The sequence below is a fragment of the Peribacillus sp. V2I11 genome (assembly GCF_030817135.1).
Lineage (GTDB): Bacteria > Bacillota > Bacilli > Bacillales > DSM-1321 > Peribacillus > Peribacillus simplex.
On record NZ_JAUSYW010000001.1, the window covers coordinates 4,382,316 to 4,399,131 of the forward strand.

The 16,816-nt window shown below is 40.3% G+C and carries 16 protein-coding genes; 15 read left to right on the forward strand and 1 reads right to left on the reverse strand.

Annotated elements, in window-relative coordinates; translation table 11 throughout:
* Window positions 1-29: 29 nt before the first annotated feature.
* Window positions 30-161 carry a YpzI family protein gene (locus QFZ73_RS21470; RefSeq protein ID WP_082527554.1) on the reverse strand — a complete coding sequence of 44 codons (132 nt, stop codon included), beginning with the start codon at window positions 159-161 and terminating at the stop codon, window positions 30-32.
* Window positions 162-275: 114 nt separating this feature from the next.
* Here QFZ73_RS21470 and QFZ73_RS21475 point away from each other — a divergent pair, with 114 nt between their 5' ends.
* From QFZ73_RS21475 to QFZ73_RS21545, 15 genes are all read left to right on the forward strand, one after another.
* Complete coding sequence (locus QFZ73_RS21475) at window positions 276-896, forward strand: YphA family membrane protein (RefSeq protein ID WP_251430445.1); 621 nt, start codon at window positions 276-278, stop codon at window positions 894-896.
* Window positions 897-1,395: 499 nt separating this feature from the next.
* Window positions 1,396-2,706 carry a ribosome biogenesis GTPase Der gene (gene der / locus QFZ73_RS21480; RefSeq protein WP_251430448.1) on the forward strand — a complete coding sequence of 437 codons (1,311 nt, stop codon included), beginning with the start codon at window positions 1,396-1,398 and terminating at the stop codon, window positions 2,704-2,706.
* A gap of 16 nt (window positions 2,707-2,722) precedes the next feature.
* On the forward strand, window positions 2,723-3,775 hold the full coding sequence (locus QFZ73_RS21485) for an NAD(P)H-dependent glycerol-3-phosphate dehydrogenase (protein ID WP_251430451.1): 1,053 nt from the start codon (window positions 2,723-2,725) through the stop codon (window positions 3,773-3,775).
* 385 nt (window positions 3,776-4,160) lie between these two features.
* Window positions 4,161-5,498: an APC family permease gene (locus QFZ73_RS21490; RefSeq protein ID WP_251430454.1), complete on the forward strand. Its 1,338-nt coding sequence runs from the start codon at window positions 4,161-4,163 to the stop codon at window positions 5,496-5,498.
* A gap of 114 nt (window positions 5,499-5,612) precedes the next feature.
* A complete protein-coding gene (locus tag QFZ73_RS21495; RefSeq protein WP_251430457.1) occupies window positions 5,613-5,816 on the forward strand; it encodes a hypothetical protein in 204 nt (67 codons plus the stop codon).
* Between the two features lie 632 nt (window positions 5,817-6,448).
* The gene (locus QFZ73_RS21500) at window positions 6,449-8,554 is read left to right on the forward strand and encodes a sigma 54-interacting transcriptional regulator (protein WP_251430461.1); all 2,106 of its coding nucleotides are present in this window, start codon (window positions 6,449-6,451) and stop codon (window positions 8,552-8,554) included.
* Window positions 8,555-8,855: 301 nt separating this feature from the next.
* Window positions 8,856-10,229: a putrescine aminotransferase gene (locus tag QFZ73_RS21505; protein WP_251430464.1), complete on the forward strand. Its 1,374-nt coding sequence runs from the start codon at window positions 8,856-8,858 to the stop codon at window positions 10,227-10,229.
* A gap of 59 nt (window positions 10,230-10,288) precedes the next feature.
* The gene (locus QFZ73_RS28985; protein ID WP_373458962.1) at window positions 10,289-10,651 is read left to right on the forward strand and encodes a DUF2768 domain-containing protein; all 363 of its coding nucleotides are present in this window, start codon (window positions 10,289-10,291) and stop codon (window positions 10,649-10,651) included.
* A gap of 16 nt (window positions 10,652-10,667) precedes the next feature.
* Window positions 10,668-11,390 carry a hypothetical protein gene (locus QFZ73_RS21515; protein ID WP_251430466.1) on the forward strand — a complete coding sequence of 241 codons (723 nt, stop codon included), beginning with the start codon at window positions 10,668-10,670 and terminating at the stop codon, window positions 11,388-11,390.
* A 232-nt stretch (window positions 11,391-11,622) separates the two neighbouring features.
* A complete protein-coding gene (spoIVA, locus tag QFZ73_RS21520; protein WP_034308024.1) occupies window positions 11,623-13,101 on the forward strand; it encodes a stage IV sporulation protein A in 1,479 nt (492 codons plus the stop codon).
* Between the two features lie 504 nt (window positions 13,102-13,605).
* Complete coding sequence (locus QFZ73_RS21525) at window positions 13,606-13,878, forward strand: HU family DNA-binding protein (protein WP_034308023.1); 273 nt, start codon at window positions 13,606-13,608, stop codon at window positions 13,876-13,878.
* A 304-nt stretch (window positions 13,879-14,182) separates the two neighbouring features.
* Complete coding sequence (folE, locus tag QFZ73_RS21530; protein WP_034308020.1) at window positions 14,183-14,749, forward strand: GTP cyclohydrolase I FolE; 567 nt, start codon at window positions 14,183-14,185, stop codon at window positions 14,747-14,749.
* Between the two features lie 20 nt (window positions 14,750-14,769).
* Window positions 14,770-15,018: a trp RNA-binding attenuation protein MtrB gene (gene mtrB / locus QFZ73_RS21535; protein ID WP_076365643.1), complete on the forward strand. Its 249-nt coding sequence runs from the start codon at window positions 14,770-14,772 to the stop codon at window positions 15,016-15,018.
* 249 nt (window positions 15,019-15,267) lie between these two features.
* Entirely contained in the window at window positions 15,268-16,098 is an 831-nt protein-coding gene (locus QFZ73_RS21540; protein WP_251430468.1) for a heptaprenyl diphosphate synthase component 1, read from the forward strand.
* 3 nt (window positions 16,099-16,101) lie between these two features.
* The gene (locus tag QFZ73_RS21545; protein WP_251430471.1) at window positions 16,102-16,812 is read left to right on the forward strand and encodes a demethylmenaquinone methyltransferase; all 711 of its coding nucleotides are present in this window, start codon (window positions 16,102-16,104) and stop codon (window positions 16,810-16,812) included.
* Window positions 16,813-16,816 lie beyond the last annotated feature (4 nt).

Below are 16,816 nucleotides of genomic sequence, written 5' to 3' on the forward strand. Positions count from 1 at the left end.
GAGATGCTTCTTTTTGTTCAGGGATAGACTTAACTATTCCTTTTTCGTGCCTCTTCAGGGCTTTCCATTTTTGTTGCCCCTTTATGATCCAGTGATTGGTCCCTGTCGGACTCCACCCGTTTACTTTCTTTCAATTTCTTCTCTTGCCGATCTTTTCCCATGTTCACACCTCCTTTTTAAATGATAAAGGGAAGGCTTACTTCATTAAAATGCCGTGCTTTACGTTTATACTTTGAATAAACAAGCCATAATGTTCCTAAAAGGGGGACGGCAGTTTGGATGGAATTATTTTTTATTGGATTTCATGGATAGTTTGGGTCATTGTCATGTTTTTTATTCCGAAAACGGTTCCCTTTCGTTTTGATTTTCTTTTTCATCTATTAGCCGTTATGTTATTAGCGGGCTATAAACTGGAGGCTCCCTTGGTTTCCGTGCATTTGAGCGGTCCGTATCTTTTCTTTATACTTTGTGTGTATATTAGGAAGAATTCAATCATCAAGATGATGGAACTGATCAGCGGAAGTCTTATTATCACTCTCGCTTATGCCAGTTTTCAACTTTTTTCTTTGCTTGATCCGATATGGCTCATCATGAAACCCTCTTATCTTTTGTGTATTTTCCTGAATTATCTTATCCTACTCCTTTTAAAAAATTGGAAACATCGATTGTTCGTCCTTTTAATTGGGATGATGATGGGAGATATCATATATTCTGGATTGCTTGCTTACCACTCTTTACCTTATGTGGCCCTTGCTTACGAATGGCATGATAATGCAGTGCTGGTATTGGGCGCAAACATACTGTGGAGAATGTTGGAATTGGTTGGCCAATACATTTATTTAGTATCCCAATCGAGATTTTTATCAAAACAAGGAAAAGAGAATTTTAATCAATGAAGGGAATGCTGAAAAATAGGTATGGGGCATTAGCAGCTTCATCAAAAGGCAGAAGTATAAATGGAACCAATTGGAATTGGAAGGCTTTTATTCATACAATCATTGTTGATTGGCGAGAAATTTGTTACTATAGGATAGTTAGAGGTCTGTAGATAAATCGTAAAATGCTCTAAACAATTAAAAGGGAAGCCGTATGTCGAAGCTTTCTTCATTTTTTTGGGCTGTTTATAATCACGTTTGAGCATGCAGAGGGTTCAGCTTCACGTCACCTTAGGAACTGGGGCGTCAAGTGGACAAACTGCACGTGAATACTAGATGAGATTAACTGAACATAGTTGGGATTTTCATACTGATGAAAGATTCCTTTAAATGATGATGGATACAGCCTTTTCCTTTAAAAGGAAATAATGAAAATCAATAATGCAAAGCAACCGTAATAAATGCATTCATGAATTTCGTGACTTTGACAGAGATATAGTAGCAGAAAGGGTGAATAGCAATGCCAAAACCGGTAATTGCGATAGTCGGTCGTCCGAACGTGGGAAAATCGACAATCTTTAATAGGATAGTTGGAGAACGGGTTTCGATTGTCGAAGACGTTCCTGGAGTAACTCGGGACAGGATTTATAGTTCTGGTGAATGGTTGACACATGATTTTAACATTATTGATACAGGTGGAATTGATATCGGTGACGAGCCGTTCCTAGAACAAATTCGCCAGCAGGCTGAAATTGCCATCGACGAAGCCGATGTGATAATTTTTATGACGAATGGCCGTGAAGGGGTAACGGCTGCTGATGAAGAAGTCGCTAAAATACTCTTTAAATCGAGAAAGCCAGTTGTCCTTGCAGTAAATAAAGTCGATAACCCAGAAATGAAAGATCAAATTTATGATTTCTATGCGTTAGGTTTTGGCGATCCATTCCCGATTTCCGGATCTCACGGACTTGGTCTTGGTGACCTTCTGGATGAAGCCGCCAAACATTTCCCTAAATTCAGCGGCCAGGATTATGCTGATGATGTCATTAAATTCAGTTTGATTGGAAGACCGAACGTAGGTAAATCATCTCTGGTCAATGCATTGTTAGGTGAAGAACGTGTCATTGTAAGTGATATTGAAGGTACGACTCGCGACGCGATTGACTCCCCTTATAAATACAATGGCAAAGAATATGTCATTATTGATACAGCAGGGATGCGGAAAAAAGGTAAAGTGTATGAAAGCACGGAAAAATATAGCGTACTTCGTGCATTAAGGGCAATTGAACGTTCAGACGTTGTTCTTGTGGTCCTGAACGCTGAAGAAGGTATTCGTGAGCAGGATAAAAAAATTGCCGGATATGCCCATGAAGCGGGTAGGGCGGTCATCATCGTCGTCAATAAGTGGGATGCCATCGAGAAAGATGAAAAAACGATGAAGGATTTTGAAGAAAAGATCCGCGCCCATTTCCTATTCTTGGATTATGCGCCAATCATTTATCTTTCTGCCTTAACGAAAAAACGGACACATACCTTAATACCGGTCATTGATCAGGCTAGTGAGAATCATGCCATCCGGGTTCAGACAAATGTATTGAATGAAGTGGTCATGGATGCCGTGGCGATGAATCCGACACCGACACATAATGGCAACCGTTTGAAAATTTATTATACGACTCAGGTAGCGATCAAGCCACCAACTTTCGTTGTATTCGTTAACGATCCGGAGTTATTGCATTTCTCATATGAAAGATTTTTAGAAAATCGAATTAGGGATGCCTTTGGTTTTGAAGGAACACCAATACGAATTTTTGGACGCCAGAGAAAATAGTAAAGGTGGTTATAACATGATGAAAGATAAAGAAAGTATCGCAGTGATTGGAGCTGGGAGCTGGGGAACTGCTTTAGCGCTCGTAATCGCTGATAACCAGCATGAAGTGAGATTATGGGGACATAATCAGAAACAAATCAATGAAATAAATCAAAATCATACGAATGAAAAATACTTGCCTGGGATTGAATTGCCTTTGGGGATTAAAGGGTATTCTTCGATTAAGGAAGCATTGGTCGGGATTGAAATAATAATCTTGGCTGTGCCGACCAAAGCCTACAGGGAAGTGCTTGGTCAGATTGAAGAGGCTCATGATAAGCCTTTGACAATCGTTCATGTGAGTAAGGGGATTGAACCTGATTCCCTGCTTCGTATATCGGAAATGATTGAAGAAGTCTCTTCGGCGGATTGGCTTAAAGATATAGTGGTTCTTTCAGGACCGAGTCATGCAGAAGAAGTCAGTCTACGTCACCCGACAACAGTTGCCGTTTCTTCAAAGAATATGAAAGCTGCCGAAAGGGTTCAGGACATCTTTATCAATAATAATTTCCGTGTGTATACAAATCCGGACTTGATTGGTGTTGAAATCGGTGGGGCATTAAAGAACATCATTGCTTTGGCTGCCGGCATTACGGATGGTTTAGGCTACGGGGATAATGCCAAGGCTGCATTAATGACACGAGGATTGGCTGAAATATCCCGTCTAGGGGTTGCCATGGGGGCTAACCCACTAACGTTTTCAGGTTTAGCTGGGATTGGCGACTTGATCGTCACTTGTACAAGCGTCCATTCCCGTAATTGGAGAGCTGGAAATATGCTTGGAAAAGGGCAAAAGCTTGAAGAAGTTTTGGAAAACATGGGTATGGTCGTTGAAGGTGTCAGAACAACTAAAGCCGCCTATCAACTAGCTCAAAAGTACGAAGTTAACATGCCGATCACTGAAGTCCTGTACGATGTTTTATTCAATGGGGAAGAAGTGAAAAAGGCAGTCGACCTTTTGATGAATCGTTCAAAAACGAATGAGATGGAAGAACTTTTTAACATATTGGATAGCAGGCAGCAGGATTAACCTCCAATCTGTTGATTTTGATAAAAGAATTTCATTAAATTAGGCATTTGATGATGCGCCTTACCGTGTATCAGCATACAATGCAACGAAAGTAAACTAGTAATTTGACCTCGGCACGGGGGATTTAGTCAAATGAGCAGAAGATATCTAGATATCTTCTGCTTTTTTTATGGGCAAAAAATCATCTCTTCTCTGTTAATTTATGAATAACTGAATAGGTTATTCAAATTTGCATAAATCATTCTACATATTTCTTTGTTTTTTGTTAAAAATCGACTATTTTTTTTGGTATGAAAATTGCGAAGTGTATTATGACCAAAAAAATTATAAGGGAGGCGAGAAAAGTTGGTTAACTTTTCCCGCTAAAAAGGAAGGGGAATGATACATGCAAACAGGTAAACTGAAAAGGTCTTTAAACTTATGGCATATCGTATTGCTTGGTGTTGGATATATGACGCCGATGGTTGTTTTTGATACATTCGGGATAGTTTCCGAAAAAACGGGGGGACATGTGCCAACTGCATATGTCATTGCTCTTTTAGCGATGTTGTTTACTGCATCCAGTTATGGGAAAATGGTGAAAATTTATCCGCAGGCAGGTTCATCCTATACTTACACACAAAAAACGATCAATCCACATCTAGGCTTCCTTGTCGGGTGGTCTTCGTTACTTGATTATTTATTTTTACCGATGGTGAACGGCATTTTAACAAAAATATACTTAACTGCTCTTTTTCCGGAAGTATACCCGTGGATATGGGTGGTGGCATTTGTCCTTTTAATGACAGTCATTAACTTATTCAATGTTAATTTTGCTGCCAACTTTAATAGCTTCCTTGTTTTTTTTCAAATGTTGGTCATCGTTATTTTTGTGGCACTTGTCGTTAAAGGAGTCATGGGTGGAGAAGGGACTGGAGAGGTCTTATCGGTTCAGCCATTCATCGGGCCTCATATGGAAATGTCGACGCTCATAACTGGTGCTACAATCCTTTGTTTTTCTTTCTTGGGGTTTGACGCAGTCACAACTTTATCGGAAGAAACACCGAATCCATCCAAAACAGTTCCCCGGGCCATCTTTTTGACTGCCCTTATCGGAGGGGTTTTATTTGTGACGGCATCATTCTTTACACAGTTATTTTTCCCGGATGTTTCCCGTTTTAGCAATCCTGAAGCAGCTTCTCCGGAAATTGCCCTTTTCGTGGGCGGGAAGTTATTTCAGGCTTTCTTTCTCGCAGGAACCTTATGCGGTACCCTTGCCTCCGGTCTTGCATCTCATGCTAGTGTTTCTAGGTTGCTATATGTCATGGGGCGTGACCAAGTGATCCCGAAAAAACTATTTGGGTTTGTCCACCCCAAATATAACACGCCATTTTTTAATGTCATATTTGTCGGGTCCATATCAATGGTTGCCTTATTCCTTGATTTGGTTACGGCCACTTCCCTCATAAACTTTGGGGCTTTAATCGCTTTTACCTTCGTGAATATTTGCGTAATCGTCCATGCAATAAGAAACAAAAGCTTCAGAACGATTAAAGGATTTCTTTCAACTATTCTGTCCCCGGTTTTAGGCGCGGCTTCGGTCTTCATCCTTTGGCTTAATCTCGAGATGAGTTCCTTGATTTTAGGAATTGTCTGGGCAGTAATTGGGATTGGTTATCTTCTGTATCGGACAAAATGGTTTACGGAATCCCCTCCGCTATTCCGTTTTGAAGAAGCACAGTGAATCTACTCGATTCATGAAACGAAGGAGGTTGTTATATGGCTGATGAGAAAATGAAGAGGTCGTTAATGCTCCTGCCTGTTGTTCTATTCGTTTTTCGTTCAGGCGTTAGCAAGGGTGTTTAACATTTATGGGATTGCTGCATTGATGTCACATGGAATGGTTCCGGGAGCCTGCGAGCTCGCTATAATGGAGATGCTTTTCACGGCATACAGCTATGGACTGATGGCAAAGTCATTCCTTCGACAGGTTCGGTATATGCGTAAACGCAAAGAGTCTATTAATACATATGCCGGTTTTCTTGTAGGTAATCGATACTGATGGATTAATTATTCATTCCAATGGTCAATTACTTGTTGTTGTTGTTCAGCATTTTCTTTTCAGCAGCTTTTCATTTTGTACCGGCTTATGCATGGATACTGAGTTTACTGATTATTATGACGTTTATCCATGTCATGAGGGTGAGAAATAACTACGAAAGCAAATGCTGTACTAGCGTTCGTCGCCTTGTTTTTCAAGGTCATATCGATCGTTCGTTTTATCTATCCGTGAAATTACATGAATGAACAAGTAAAAGTGACGGTAGCGGAACCTTTGAAAGCATATATCCTTGGGTCCTTAAGGTGTTTTATTAACCTTTATGGATAGCAAACAGGTATGGAACCGTAATGATGGTTAAAGCTGACCTATCTGAATAAAAAGCCTAGGGCGACGAGTACCAAAGACCATCCATGAATCATGACAATCAGGTTAAGCAAAGGTGAACGGTCCTCTATATATAAGTCTAAGTTACATATCTGGTTTTTAGGTTTCAAGGGTCCGTTAAAGGACCCTTTTGTTGTGGGTCGAATAAAGGTAAATGCTGGATATGGGGAATGGTGCATGTTATTTTTTATCTAGCAATTCAGAATTGTGATAAAATATAGGTTAGGTTACAAAAGGAGAGTGAAACTGTGTTATCTATTCCGGATGATAAAATAAGACCATTCATAACTATAACAATTGATCAGCCTACATTATCAGACCAAAAAATTCATGAGATACAGGAACCTTTCTTCTTTCTCATGAAGGAAAATCATGTGTTTGCGTATATCCGCATGGATGACCTCCCGTTAAATGAAAAAATAACGACAGTCGATCAGCTTTTACAGTATGCTTTTTCGATTGATAATGTCTGTAAATTAACTCCTAACATATCCTTGCCGCTTCTTTTTCAAATTATCGGTGAACCTATCGTACTGATAAAAACGGATGATGGCCTGCTTACCGGTTATGTAAAAAGGGAAGATGTGTTAGCTGAATTATTCAAGCAGGACAGCAAACAAAATTTAGATCTGCTAAATGTTATTTTAACCTCGATTCCAATGGGGATTTTTGTGGCTGATAAAGAAAAAAATATCGTGAACTTCAATGAATCAGGCTTGAAGATGATTAAAAAGCCTTCTGAACAAGTCCTTAATGAACCTGCTGCGAACATCTTTAATAAGCAGCATATACATAGCGTGTTTGCCAGCGGGAGCAGTATTCTGAATCAGCTTGAGATTACTGATGTCATGAGTGTGCTTGTCGACTATAGCCCGATTCTGAACCATGAAAAAGAAGTCGAAGGCCTGATCATCATCGTTCAGGATTTACCGATGGTTGAGGAAATGGCCATGGAAATAGAGTTGATTAAAAGCTCGAATAAAGACTTGAATGCCATTTTAGCGAATATCTATGATGAAATACTTGTGGTCAATCAAAAAGGAGAGCTGCTGCGCTATAGTGACAGCATCATCTCAGGATTCTGGGGGAAGGATTTAAAAGATTATATCGGGAAGAATCTCTTGCAATTAGAAGATGAAGGGATTTTTAATCCTTCGGTCACCCGGTTAGTCCTTGAACAAAAAAAGAAAGTATCGATTGTCCAAGATACGAAAATGAATAAGAAAGTCCTTTCCGTTGGTACCCCTGTGTTCAATGAAAAAGGGGATATAGATCGAATAGTCATTGCATCAAGGGATATAACGGAAACGACACAATTGAAATCGGAATTAAATGAAATGAGGAAAGAACTGGACTCTTTCAAAAAACAGGATCAATTTTATAAAGAGTTGGTTTTTGCAAGTCCTAAAATGGAGCAGATAATCAGCCAAGTCAAGAAAATCGCTCATTTTTCATCTACTGTATTAATCAACGGGGAGTCGGGAGTAGGTAAAGAAGTGATAGCAGAAGCCATTCATAAAATGGGCAGGCGATCCAAGCAACCTTTCCTGAAGATAAATTGCGGGGCGATTCCGGAAAACCTCCTTGAAAGTGAATTGTTTGGTTATACGAAGGGTTCTTTTACAGGAGCGGATAAGAATGGGAAGGTAGGATACTTTCAACAGGCCAATAAAGGTGTTTTATTCCTTGATGAAGTGGGTGACATGCCTATACATCTGCAAGTCAAGCTACTGCGGGTCCTCCAGGAACAGGAAGTGATTCCGATTGGCAGCACTACACCCATTTCCATTGATGTTCAAATTGTTGCGGCCACGAATAAGAGTCTGGAAAAAATGGTCGAGATGGGGACGTTCAGAGAAGATTTATTCTATCGATTGAATGTCATACCCATACATGTGCCTCCTTTAAGGGAAAGGCCGGAGGATATACCGCCGCTAGCCTTTCATTTCCTGCAAAAACTGAATGAAAGGTATCAGCGGAATTACCACTTTTCCCCCGATGCGTTAAATATACTGGAAGTCTATACCTGGCCGGGGAACATTCGTGAGTTGCAGAACATGATTGAAAGATTGGTTGTTTCTGCAGATGAAGAGATGATCGATGCTGACTTCATTCAAAGGTTCATACCTGTGGGCAGTGACTTTAAACAAACGAAACCAATCATTACGAGAATTCTTCCACTGCAGGAAGCACAGGATCATGTCGAAGAGCAATTGATCATGCTTGCCATGAAACAGTATAAAACTACGACCAAAGCGGCAAAAGCGCTCGGGATAAGTCAATCGTCAGTGAGCAGGAAGTATCAAAAAGTGTTAGCTGAACAGAGTAAGAAAATCGAAAAAAATGCATATTGAATAAAAGCCGTTGCCGAGTGATGAAAATCACTTGTCAACGGCTTTTATTTTTATGAAGGCATTTGGGAAGCTTTTTTATGATTTTCCAAAGATGATTATGCAAAGTGAAATAACGATATGCATATTTGCATAGTTTTAGAGTGATTTATCAAAAATAATGCGATTTTATTGGTTAATTAACTTGGCATGGTTCTTGCTTGATTAGTAAGTATAAGAAAAAAGGGAGGTAAGCATCAAAGTTTCATAAATAAGCAATATAAATTAACCATCCACTAATGTTATAAAAAAAGGAGATTATAAAATGTCAATTAACGTAGAGAGTAAAAACACTCAAGCTAACCAATCAGCAACCCAAGATTATATTAAAAAAGTGCTTCAATTAATCGAACAAAAAGAAATTTCAAAAGAAGATGCTCAGTGGGTAACAAAAGAAACGGTCGAGAATTTCCGTAACCATGTAAACCCAGGGTTTTTGGAATACCGGAAGACGGTCACTAAAGATACACAATTCGCTTCGGTGGAGTGGTCTGATCAAGATTCCTGTTTTACGGATGTAAATGGAAAAAAATATATTGATTGTTTAGGTGGCTTTGGTATTTATAATGTTGGCCATCGTAACCCTAAAGTAGTAAAGGCCGTAACCGATCAATTGCAAAGACAAGCACTTCATAGCCAGGACTTACTTGATCCATTACGTGCAATGCTTGCCAAGATCCTTGCCGAAATCACGCCGGGAGATCTAAAATACTCGTTCTTTACGAATAGCGGTACCGAGAGCGTGGAGGCTGCACTTAAGCTTGCTAAAATGTACAGTGACCGATACACGATCATTTCCACGACAAAATCATTTCATGGGAAAAGCCTTGGATCACTATCGGCAACGGCAAAGGGCATGTTCAGAAAACCGTTCATTCCATTGATACCAGGTGTGCGTCATGTACCTTTCGGTGATGTGGATATGATGAGAAAAACGTTTGAAAGTTGTGCGTTGGTAGGTGAAGATGTTGCCGCTGTGCTGTTGGAGCCTATCCAGGGTGAAGGAGGGGTCATCCTTCCTCCGCAAGGTTATTTAAAGCAGGTTCGGGCATTATGTGACGAATATGATGCGTTATTGATCTTGGATGAAGTGCAAACAGGAATGGGCCGTACAGGTAAAATGTTCGCTTCTGAGCTATATGATGTTGTTCCGGACATTATTTGTTTAGCGAAAGCATTTGGCGGCGGAGTAATGCCTGCAGGGGCTGTCGTGGCCAATGAGAAAGTGTTTAAAAGCTGGTTCGACAATCCATTCATGCACACTACCACATTTGGAGGAAATCCACTAGCTTGTGCTGCGGCCATTGCTACGATCGACGTACTTTTGGAAGAAAACTTACCGCAGCGTGCTGCAGAAGTTGGCGAATATTTCTTAAATGGGTTAAGGGAAGTGGCTGATGAGCACAAAGACAAGGTTATGGAGATTCGCGGCCAAGGTTTGATGATTGGTATTGAGTTCCATAAAGACGAAGTGGGTTATGAATTCTCAAAAGCTCTCTTTGATAAAGGCATCTTGGTAGCAGGTACGCTTATAAATTCTAAAACAATCAGGATTGAGCCGTCTTTGACTATTCAGTTGGATGAAGTCGATACAGTCATTAAAGCGTTCAAAGAGGTCTTGCCGACGCTTCAATCTTAATTTAAATTAGCAGAAAAACAGCCTTTGGGCTGTTTTTTTGTTGATTGGAGGGAGGATGTATGGAAATTACTATACATATTTTTTGTTATATACCTGTACCTCAACAATTTTTTTCGCGAAAAGGAGTCATGAAAACGGGAATTACACAGATTGGACAAGGATTTAATTCCTTTAACGTAATTTGGTATGTTATAATAATTTCTGGAAAAAGGAGTGATGAAGATATGACACCTGCTCTGCAAAAAATGTGGATATCCTTTATAGCTATGGGCTTTATGGTTATCTCTATATTTCTAATCTACTTAAGCCGCTATAAATTTAAAGGTTTTTGGAGAGTCTTGACAGCAATTATCGCATACATACTTATGATTCTAGCCGGCTTGATCATCCTTATCGTTGTTCTTAGCGGGCCAACCACTTGATAGGTGAGGAGAAATGATGAGAAATTTTTTCAAAATATTATGTTTATTATGCATCTCTGTATCATTATCTGGCTGCTTATATCCGGAGAAGCAAAAAATGCAAAACCAACTGCCTTATAAAGAGCAAATACAATCCGTTCAAAGTGCTGTGGACCAATTTCAGAAAGATGAAGGCGGCATACTGCCCATCGTCACAAAAGATGCAGGTACACCGATTTATCAAAAATATGTCATAAAGTTTTCTAAGATTTCACCGAGGTATATGGCTGAACCACCGGACAATGCCTTTGAATCAGGAGGCGTCTTTCAATACATCCTCGTTAATGTTGAAAAGGATCCGACTGTAAAGCTGTTGGATGTCAGGATGGCGCAGAAGATACAGGATGTTTCCTTGAGATTGACTGCTTATCAGCAAAGCAACGGATACCCGCCATTTAAGGAAAGGTTATCCGATAATGTCTTTACGCTTGATTATGAGAAAATGGGCCTGAAGGAAGCTCCGACGGTCACGAGCCCATTTTCACAAAAAGACTTATATCTTGTAGTCGATGGTCAAGGCAGCATTTATGTTGATTATACCCCGGACTTACTTGAGGCATTGAAGAAGCATGAGGGGGAAATCAAGCAAGGTGAAGATATCCGGGAACTGCTGGTTCAGAGTTCGGAGTTCGTCCCTGCCTATTCATTACCATATACAATTGATGAAAAAACAAATAATCCAATATTTCTTACAAAATAGGCATAACCCTTCTTCTGCAAAATATATTGTAGGGGAAGGGTTATTTCTTTTATCTTTATTTCATCTTACTTTTAAAATAACAACCCTTATATAAAATTTCTGGTGGAGGAAGGGATTGAACCAGGGAAATAATTGGAATAAATTTTTAGGACAACATCATAGATATATAATGTCCTAAATAAATGCAAATGGATAAACGAAATCCCAAAACTCTAATTCGGGAGGGGATACCTTGGAAAAGGTAGATATTTTTAAAGATATAGCTGAACGGACCGGTGGCGATATATACTTGGGGGTGGTCGGTGCCGTCAGGACTGGAAAATCCACATTTATTAAAAAATTCATGGAGCTAGTCGTCATTCCGAATATTCCTTCAGAGGCGGACCGTGCAAGGGCACAGGATGAATTGCCTCAAAGTGCTGCTGGAAAGACGATCATGACAACGGAACCCAAATTCGTACCGAACCAGGCAGCCTCGATTCAAGTAGCTGAAGGTCTCGATGTGAACATCCGTTTAGTCGATTGTGTCGGTTATACAATACCTGGGGCTAAAGGGTATGAAGATGAAAATGGTCCCCGCATGATTCACACGCCTTGGTATGAAGAGCCGATTCCGTTCAATGAAGCGGCTGAGATCGGTACTCGCAAAGTAATTCAGGATCATTCCACACTAGGCGTAGTCGTTACGACGGATGGATCAATAGGAGAAATTCCGCGAAGTGATTATTTAGAAGCCGAGGAAAGGGTTGTCGAAGAATTGAAGGAGGTTGGCAAGCCATTTATCATGATTGTCAATTCCGTTCAGCCTCACCACCCGAATACGGTAGCACTAAGGGAATCCCTGCAGGAAAAATATGATATCCCTGTATTGGCCATGAGTGTCGAAGGAATGCGGGAATCGGATGTTTACAGCGTACTGCGCGAGGCCCTGTACGAATTTCCTGTTCTCGAGGTCAATGTTAATCTCCCGAGCTGGGTCATGGTTCTTCGCGAAGATCATTGGTTAAGGGAAAGTTACCAGGAAGCGGTTAAAGAGACCGTTAAGGATATTAAACGCCTAAGGGATGTTGATCGTGTAGTCGGACATTTCAATGAATTCGAGTTCATTGACCGTGCCGCGCTTGCAGGCATTGAGATGGGGCAGGGTGTTGCAGAAATCGACCTATACGCCCCTGATGAACTCTATGATGATATTCTGAAGGAAATTGTCGGAGTGGAGATTCGGGGCAAGGATCATCTGTTATCTTTGATGCAGGACTTTGCGTATGCGAAAGCAGAATATGATCAGGTGGCCGATGCATTGAGAATGGTCAAACAAACTGGATATGGTGTCGCAGCCCCATCCCTTAACGATATGAGTCTTGATGAACCGGAAATCATCCGTCAGGGAGCCAGGTTCGGTGTCAGGCTAAAAGCCGTAGCTCCTTCCATCCATATGATCAAGGTCGATGTCGAATCCGAATTCTCGCCAATCATCGGTACGGAAAAGCAAAGTGAGGAATTAGTCCGGTATCTGATGCAGGATTTCGAAGACAATCCACTTTCCATTTGGAACTCCGATATTTTTGGCAGAAGCCTAAGTTCCTACGTAAGGGAAGGCATACAGGTGAAATTAGCGATGATGCCAGACAATGCGCGCTATAAATTGAAAGAAACACTGGAGAGGATTATTAATGAGGGCAGTGGGGGATTGATTGCCATCATCTTATAAAAACGTTTAAAAGCTGGACCAACTCCATTTATGGATTGGTCTTTTTGCATGCAACTGACATCAGGTTCGCAAGAAAAATATCATTTATGAACGCTAATATTTGAAATAATCTGCTGTTTTTTAGTATAATCTTGAAAAAACCCTGTGGTTAAGCGATTTTCAGCAATATAATAAGTTTAATTTCTATAAAAAAGGGAAATGATGAATAGCGAAAGACAAAATTTATAATATATACAATTATTAATGAAAAGATTCCCATTATTTTTTGAATTCCCTTGCTAAGCTAATAGGATTTGTGATAATCTACATACAGAAAACGCGTTATATCAGCGATTTCAACCTATTTATAAATTTCTGGATGAATTATTTGGAAATTAATTCGGCTTGGTAATCCTTGATTGCCAGGGAATGAAAATTTTTGGACCGAGGCTAATATCAAATCACTATTATAGTGTTGTAATAATGATTTTTTATAAAGATTCCTTTTGGGAGGAGGTGAATGGCATGAACAAAACAGAATTGATTAATGAAGTTGTTACAGCAACTGAAATTTCTAAGAAAGACGCTACAAAAGCTGTTGATGCTGTTTTTGATACAATCTTAGAAGCTCTAAAAAACGGTGATAAAGTACAATTGATTGGTTTTGGTAACTTTGAAGTTCGTGAACGTGCGGCTCGTAAAGGACGTAACCCACAAACTGGTGACGAAATCGAAATTGCAGCTAGCAAAGTGCCAGCTTTCAAACCCGGTAAAGCGCTGAAAGATGCAGTGAAGTAATTCTACCATTACATACGGGTGCTTAACCGAAAAGGGCCGCGTGAAAACGCGGCCCTTTTTTTGCTTCTTAATTTCCATCTGTGATAATATAAAAGACAGTGAATATTTTAGAAACGCTGCAGATGGTAAATCCGTCACAAGGAAATACCCATCCGAAAACCGCTTCCGACGAAACTGACTTTCAGGGCGTCATGTATGGGGAAATGGGTCTTCTTTAATAATTGCAATTAAGGGTATCCGGGTGCAACGCCTTGGATTTTTTATCTGAATACATAATATTATTGATTTTTAGGAGGTACAAAAAATGGCTAATGTTGATCATGCCAAATTAGAAGAAGCGGTTAAAATGCTTCTTGAGGCTGTAGGGGAAGACCCAACGAGGGAAGGACTGCTGGATACACCTGCCCGTGTAGCCAGAATGTATGAAGAAATTTTTTCCGGACTTAATCAGGATCCAAAGGAATATTTCGATACTGTTTTTGGAGAGGACCATGAAGAACTCGTACTTGTAAAGGATATTCCGTTTTACTCAGTATGTGAACATCATTTAGTCCCTTTTTACGGGAAAGCCCATGTAGCATATATTCCGAAAAACGGAAAAGTGACTGGTTTAAGTAAATTGGCACGGGCGGTTGAGGCTGTATCGAAGCGTCCGCAACTTCAAGAGCGCATCACTTCTACAGTTGCTGACTCGATAATGGAAAAGCTCGAGCCTCATGGTGTAATGGTTGTAGTAGAGGCTGAACATATGTGCATGACCATGCGAGGTGTAAAAAAACCTGGATCTAAAACAGTGACTTCAGCTGTTAGGGGAACGTTTGCGAAGGATCACCGTACTAGAGCTGAAGTGCTGGCATTCATTAAAGACTAAGGACATGGGGGCAGGAAAAAATGAATGAAAAAAAGATTCTGAATGATTTTGTCGTAATCAAAGCCATTGAGGATAGTGTGAATGTCATCGGGTTGACAAGGGGAACGGACACCAAGTTTCATCACTCCGAAAAACTTGACTCAGGAGAGGTGATGATCGCACAATTCACGGAGCATACCTCGGCAATTAAAATCAGGGGCCATGCAAAAGTCTATACTCCATTTGGAGAGATAGAAAGTGATTCCAAAAAGAATTCACCTGACAAATGATAGCTTCTCAATGCTTGGTTAAGTAGTAAATCAATCATCTGATATCGCGTTTAACAAGCTGTAAATTTCCCGCATCCATTTTTTTGAAGAGGCAAAAGACGATGGTTTCCTTATTTTTGGAAGTTTCATTTTATAAACGTTGACCATTTCATCTGATTGTTTTTATGGTATAATAATGTGTATTTTACACAGACAGAAACCAATATGTATGAAAAAAATTATCTTTCGGGGATGCAAGGGTGATCTCAATTGTTAAACATAACGGACGACATAAGGCAATTAAAACGATTAATAGAAACGAAAGCTCAACATCCATATTTATTGAAGTATATACAAAAGCCAAGCTTGGACGAAGATAAACTGATATTGCTTTGGGGATTGTTTAACGATTTGGACGTTACAAGCGAAAAACGGAATCAATACATCATTTCAACCATGTTAGTGCAAGTAGCTCTGGATACCCATGAAATCGTCTCGAATTCAGGTGAAGGAATCGAGTTGCCCGAGGTATTGAAAAATCGTCAATTACAAGTGCTTGCCGGTGATTACTATAGTGGCTTATATTATCAAGTGCTTGCCAGTGTAGGTAATGTTGATATGATCCGTATACTTTCAAGCGCTATTAAAAAAATAAATGATAATAAAATCATTCTTTACCAACAAGGGTCCATTAAAGATGTACCAACGCTTTTAATGACGATAAAAGCGATCGAGGCCTCGCTGCTTCATAAACTGGCGGATTACTATAATGAGCCTGCCTGGATAGAAATATCGGAAGATCTGTTGCTTTTAAAACGGTTGCATGCCGAGAAGAGCAGCTATATGAAGTCGGGGCAATCGATAGTTTTTGATGTCCTGAGGGAAATGCCTTTTGATGCCTTGATTAGTGGGGAAGTTCCCATTTCGGAAAAAGAAGAACGGGTACGGACCCAATTCGACAAGTGCCTGAGGGATGCCAGGCAATCCGTAGAGCGCTCGATGCGGAAGTTGGCAAAGTTGGATGATGAACTTCTGGAAAGAGTGAAGGCCATCTTGGAACAAACAGAGAGTATAGCAAATTCATATGTGAAAGAAGGGTGAATCATGGAGCAGTCTAAAGAGCAAAAAGTTCATCATGTCTTTGAAAAGATCTACGGAAACTATGACAAGATGAATTCCCTCATCAGCTTTAAACAGCATCTTAAATGGCGGAAGGCTACAATGGCCATCATGAATGTCCCAAAAGGCGCCCATGCACTGGATGTATGCTGTGGAACAGCGGACTGGACCATTGCCCTTGCTAATGAAGTAGGACCAGAAGGAAAGGTTGTTGGTCTGGATTTTAGTAAGAACATGCTGAAAATCGGCGAACAAAAGGTGGCTGAACTCAATCTAGATCAAGTGTCCCTAATGCATGGGAATGCAATGGAGCTTCCTTTTGAGGATAATAGCTTTGACTATGTCACGATCGGTTTCGGGCTGCGGAATGTCCCCGATTACATGAGAGTGCTTAAAGAGTTAAACCGGGTAGCCAAGCCGGGTGGAATGGTCGTTTGCCTGGATACTTCACAGCCAACGATGCTTGGCTTTAAACAGGGCTATTATTTTTATTTCCGTTTCATCATGCCCATGTTCGGCAAATTATTCGCAAAAAGCTATAGCGAATACTCATGGCTGCAGGAATCAGCTCGAGATTTCCCTGGCATGAAAAAGCTTGAAAACATGTTCAAGCAGGCAGGAATGGAAAATGTCAGTTACAAGGCCCATTTCGGTGGTGTAGCAGCAACACATTTCGGGTACAAGCCTTCAAAATAAGCAT

Bases quoted from the DNA above. Each gene is read 5' to 3' on its own strand.
- QFZ73_RS21470 (WP_082527554.1), bottom strand. From the start codon at position 161: ATGGGAAAAGATCGGCAAGAGAAGAAATTGAAAGAAAGTAAACGGGTG.
- der (WP_251430448.1), top strand. From the start codon at position 1,396: ATGCCAAAACCGGTAATTGCGATAGTCGGTCGTCCGAACGTGGGAAAA.
- QFZ73_RS21485 (WP_251430451.1), top strand. From the start codon at position 2,723: ATGATGAAAGATAAAGAAAGTATCGCAGTGATTGGAGCTGGGAGCTGG.
- QFZ73_RS21490 (WP_251430454.1), top strand. From the start codon at position 4,161: ATGCAAACAGGTAAACTGAAAAGGTCTTTAAACTTATGGCATATCGTA.
- QFZ73_RS21505 (WP_251430464.1), top strand. From the start codon at position 8,856: ATGTCAATTAACGTAGAGAGTAAAAACACTCAAGCTAACCAATCAGCA.
- QFZ73_RS28985 (WP_373458962.1), top strand. From the start codon at position 10,289: ATGGAAATTACTATACATATTTTTTGTTATATACCTGTACCTCAACAA.
- QFZ73_RS21515 (WP_251430466.1), top strand. From the start codon at position 10,668: ATGAGAAATTTTTTCAAAATATTATGTTTATTATGCATCTCTGTATCA.
- QFZ73_RS21525 (WP_034308023.1), top strand. From the start codon at position 13,606: ATGAACAAAACAGAATTGATTAATGAAGTTGTTACAGCAACTGAAATT.
- folE (WP_034308020.1), top strand. From the start codon at position 14,183: ATGGCTAATGTTGATCATGCCAAATTAGAAGAAGCGGTTAAAATGCTT.
- mtrB (WP_076365643.1), top strand. From the start codon at position 14,770: ATGAATGAAAAAAAGATTCTGAATGATTTTGTCGTAATCAAAGCCATT.
- QFZ73_RS21545 (WP_251430471.1), top strand. From the start codon at position 16,102: ATGGAGCAGTCTAAAGAGCAAAAAGTTCATCATGTCTTTGAAAAGATC.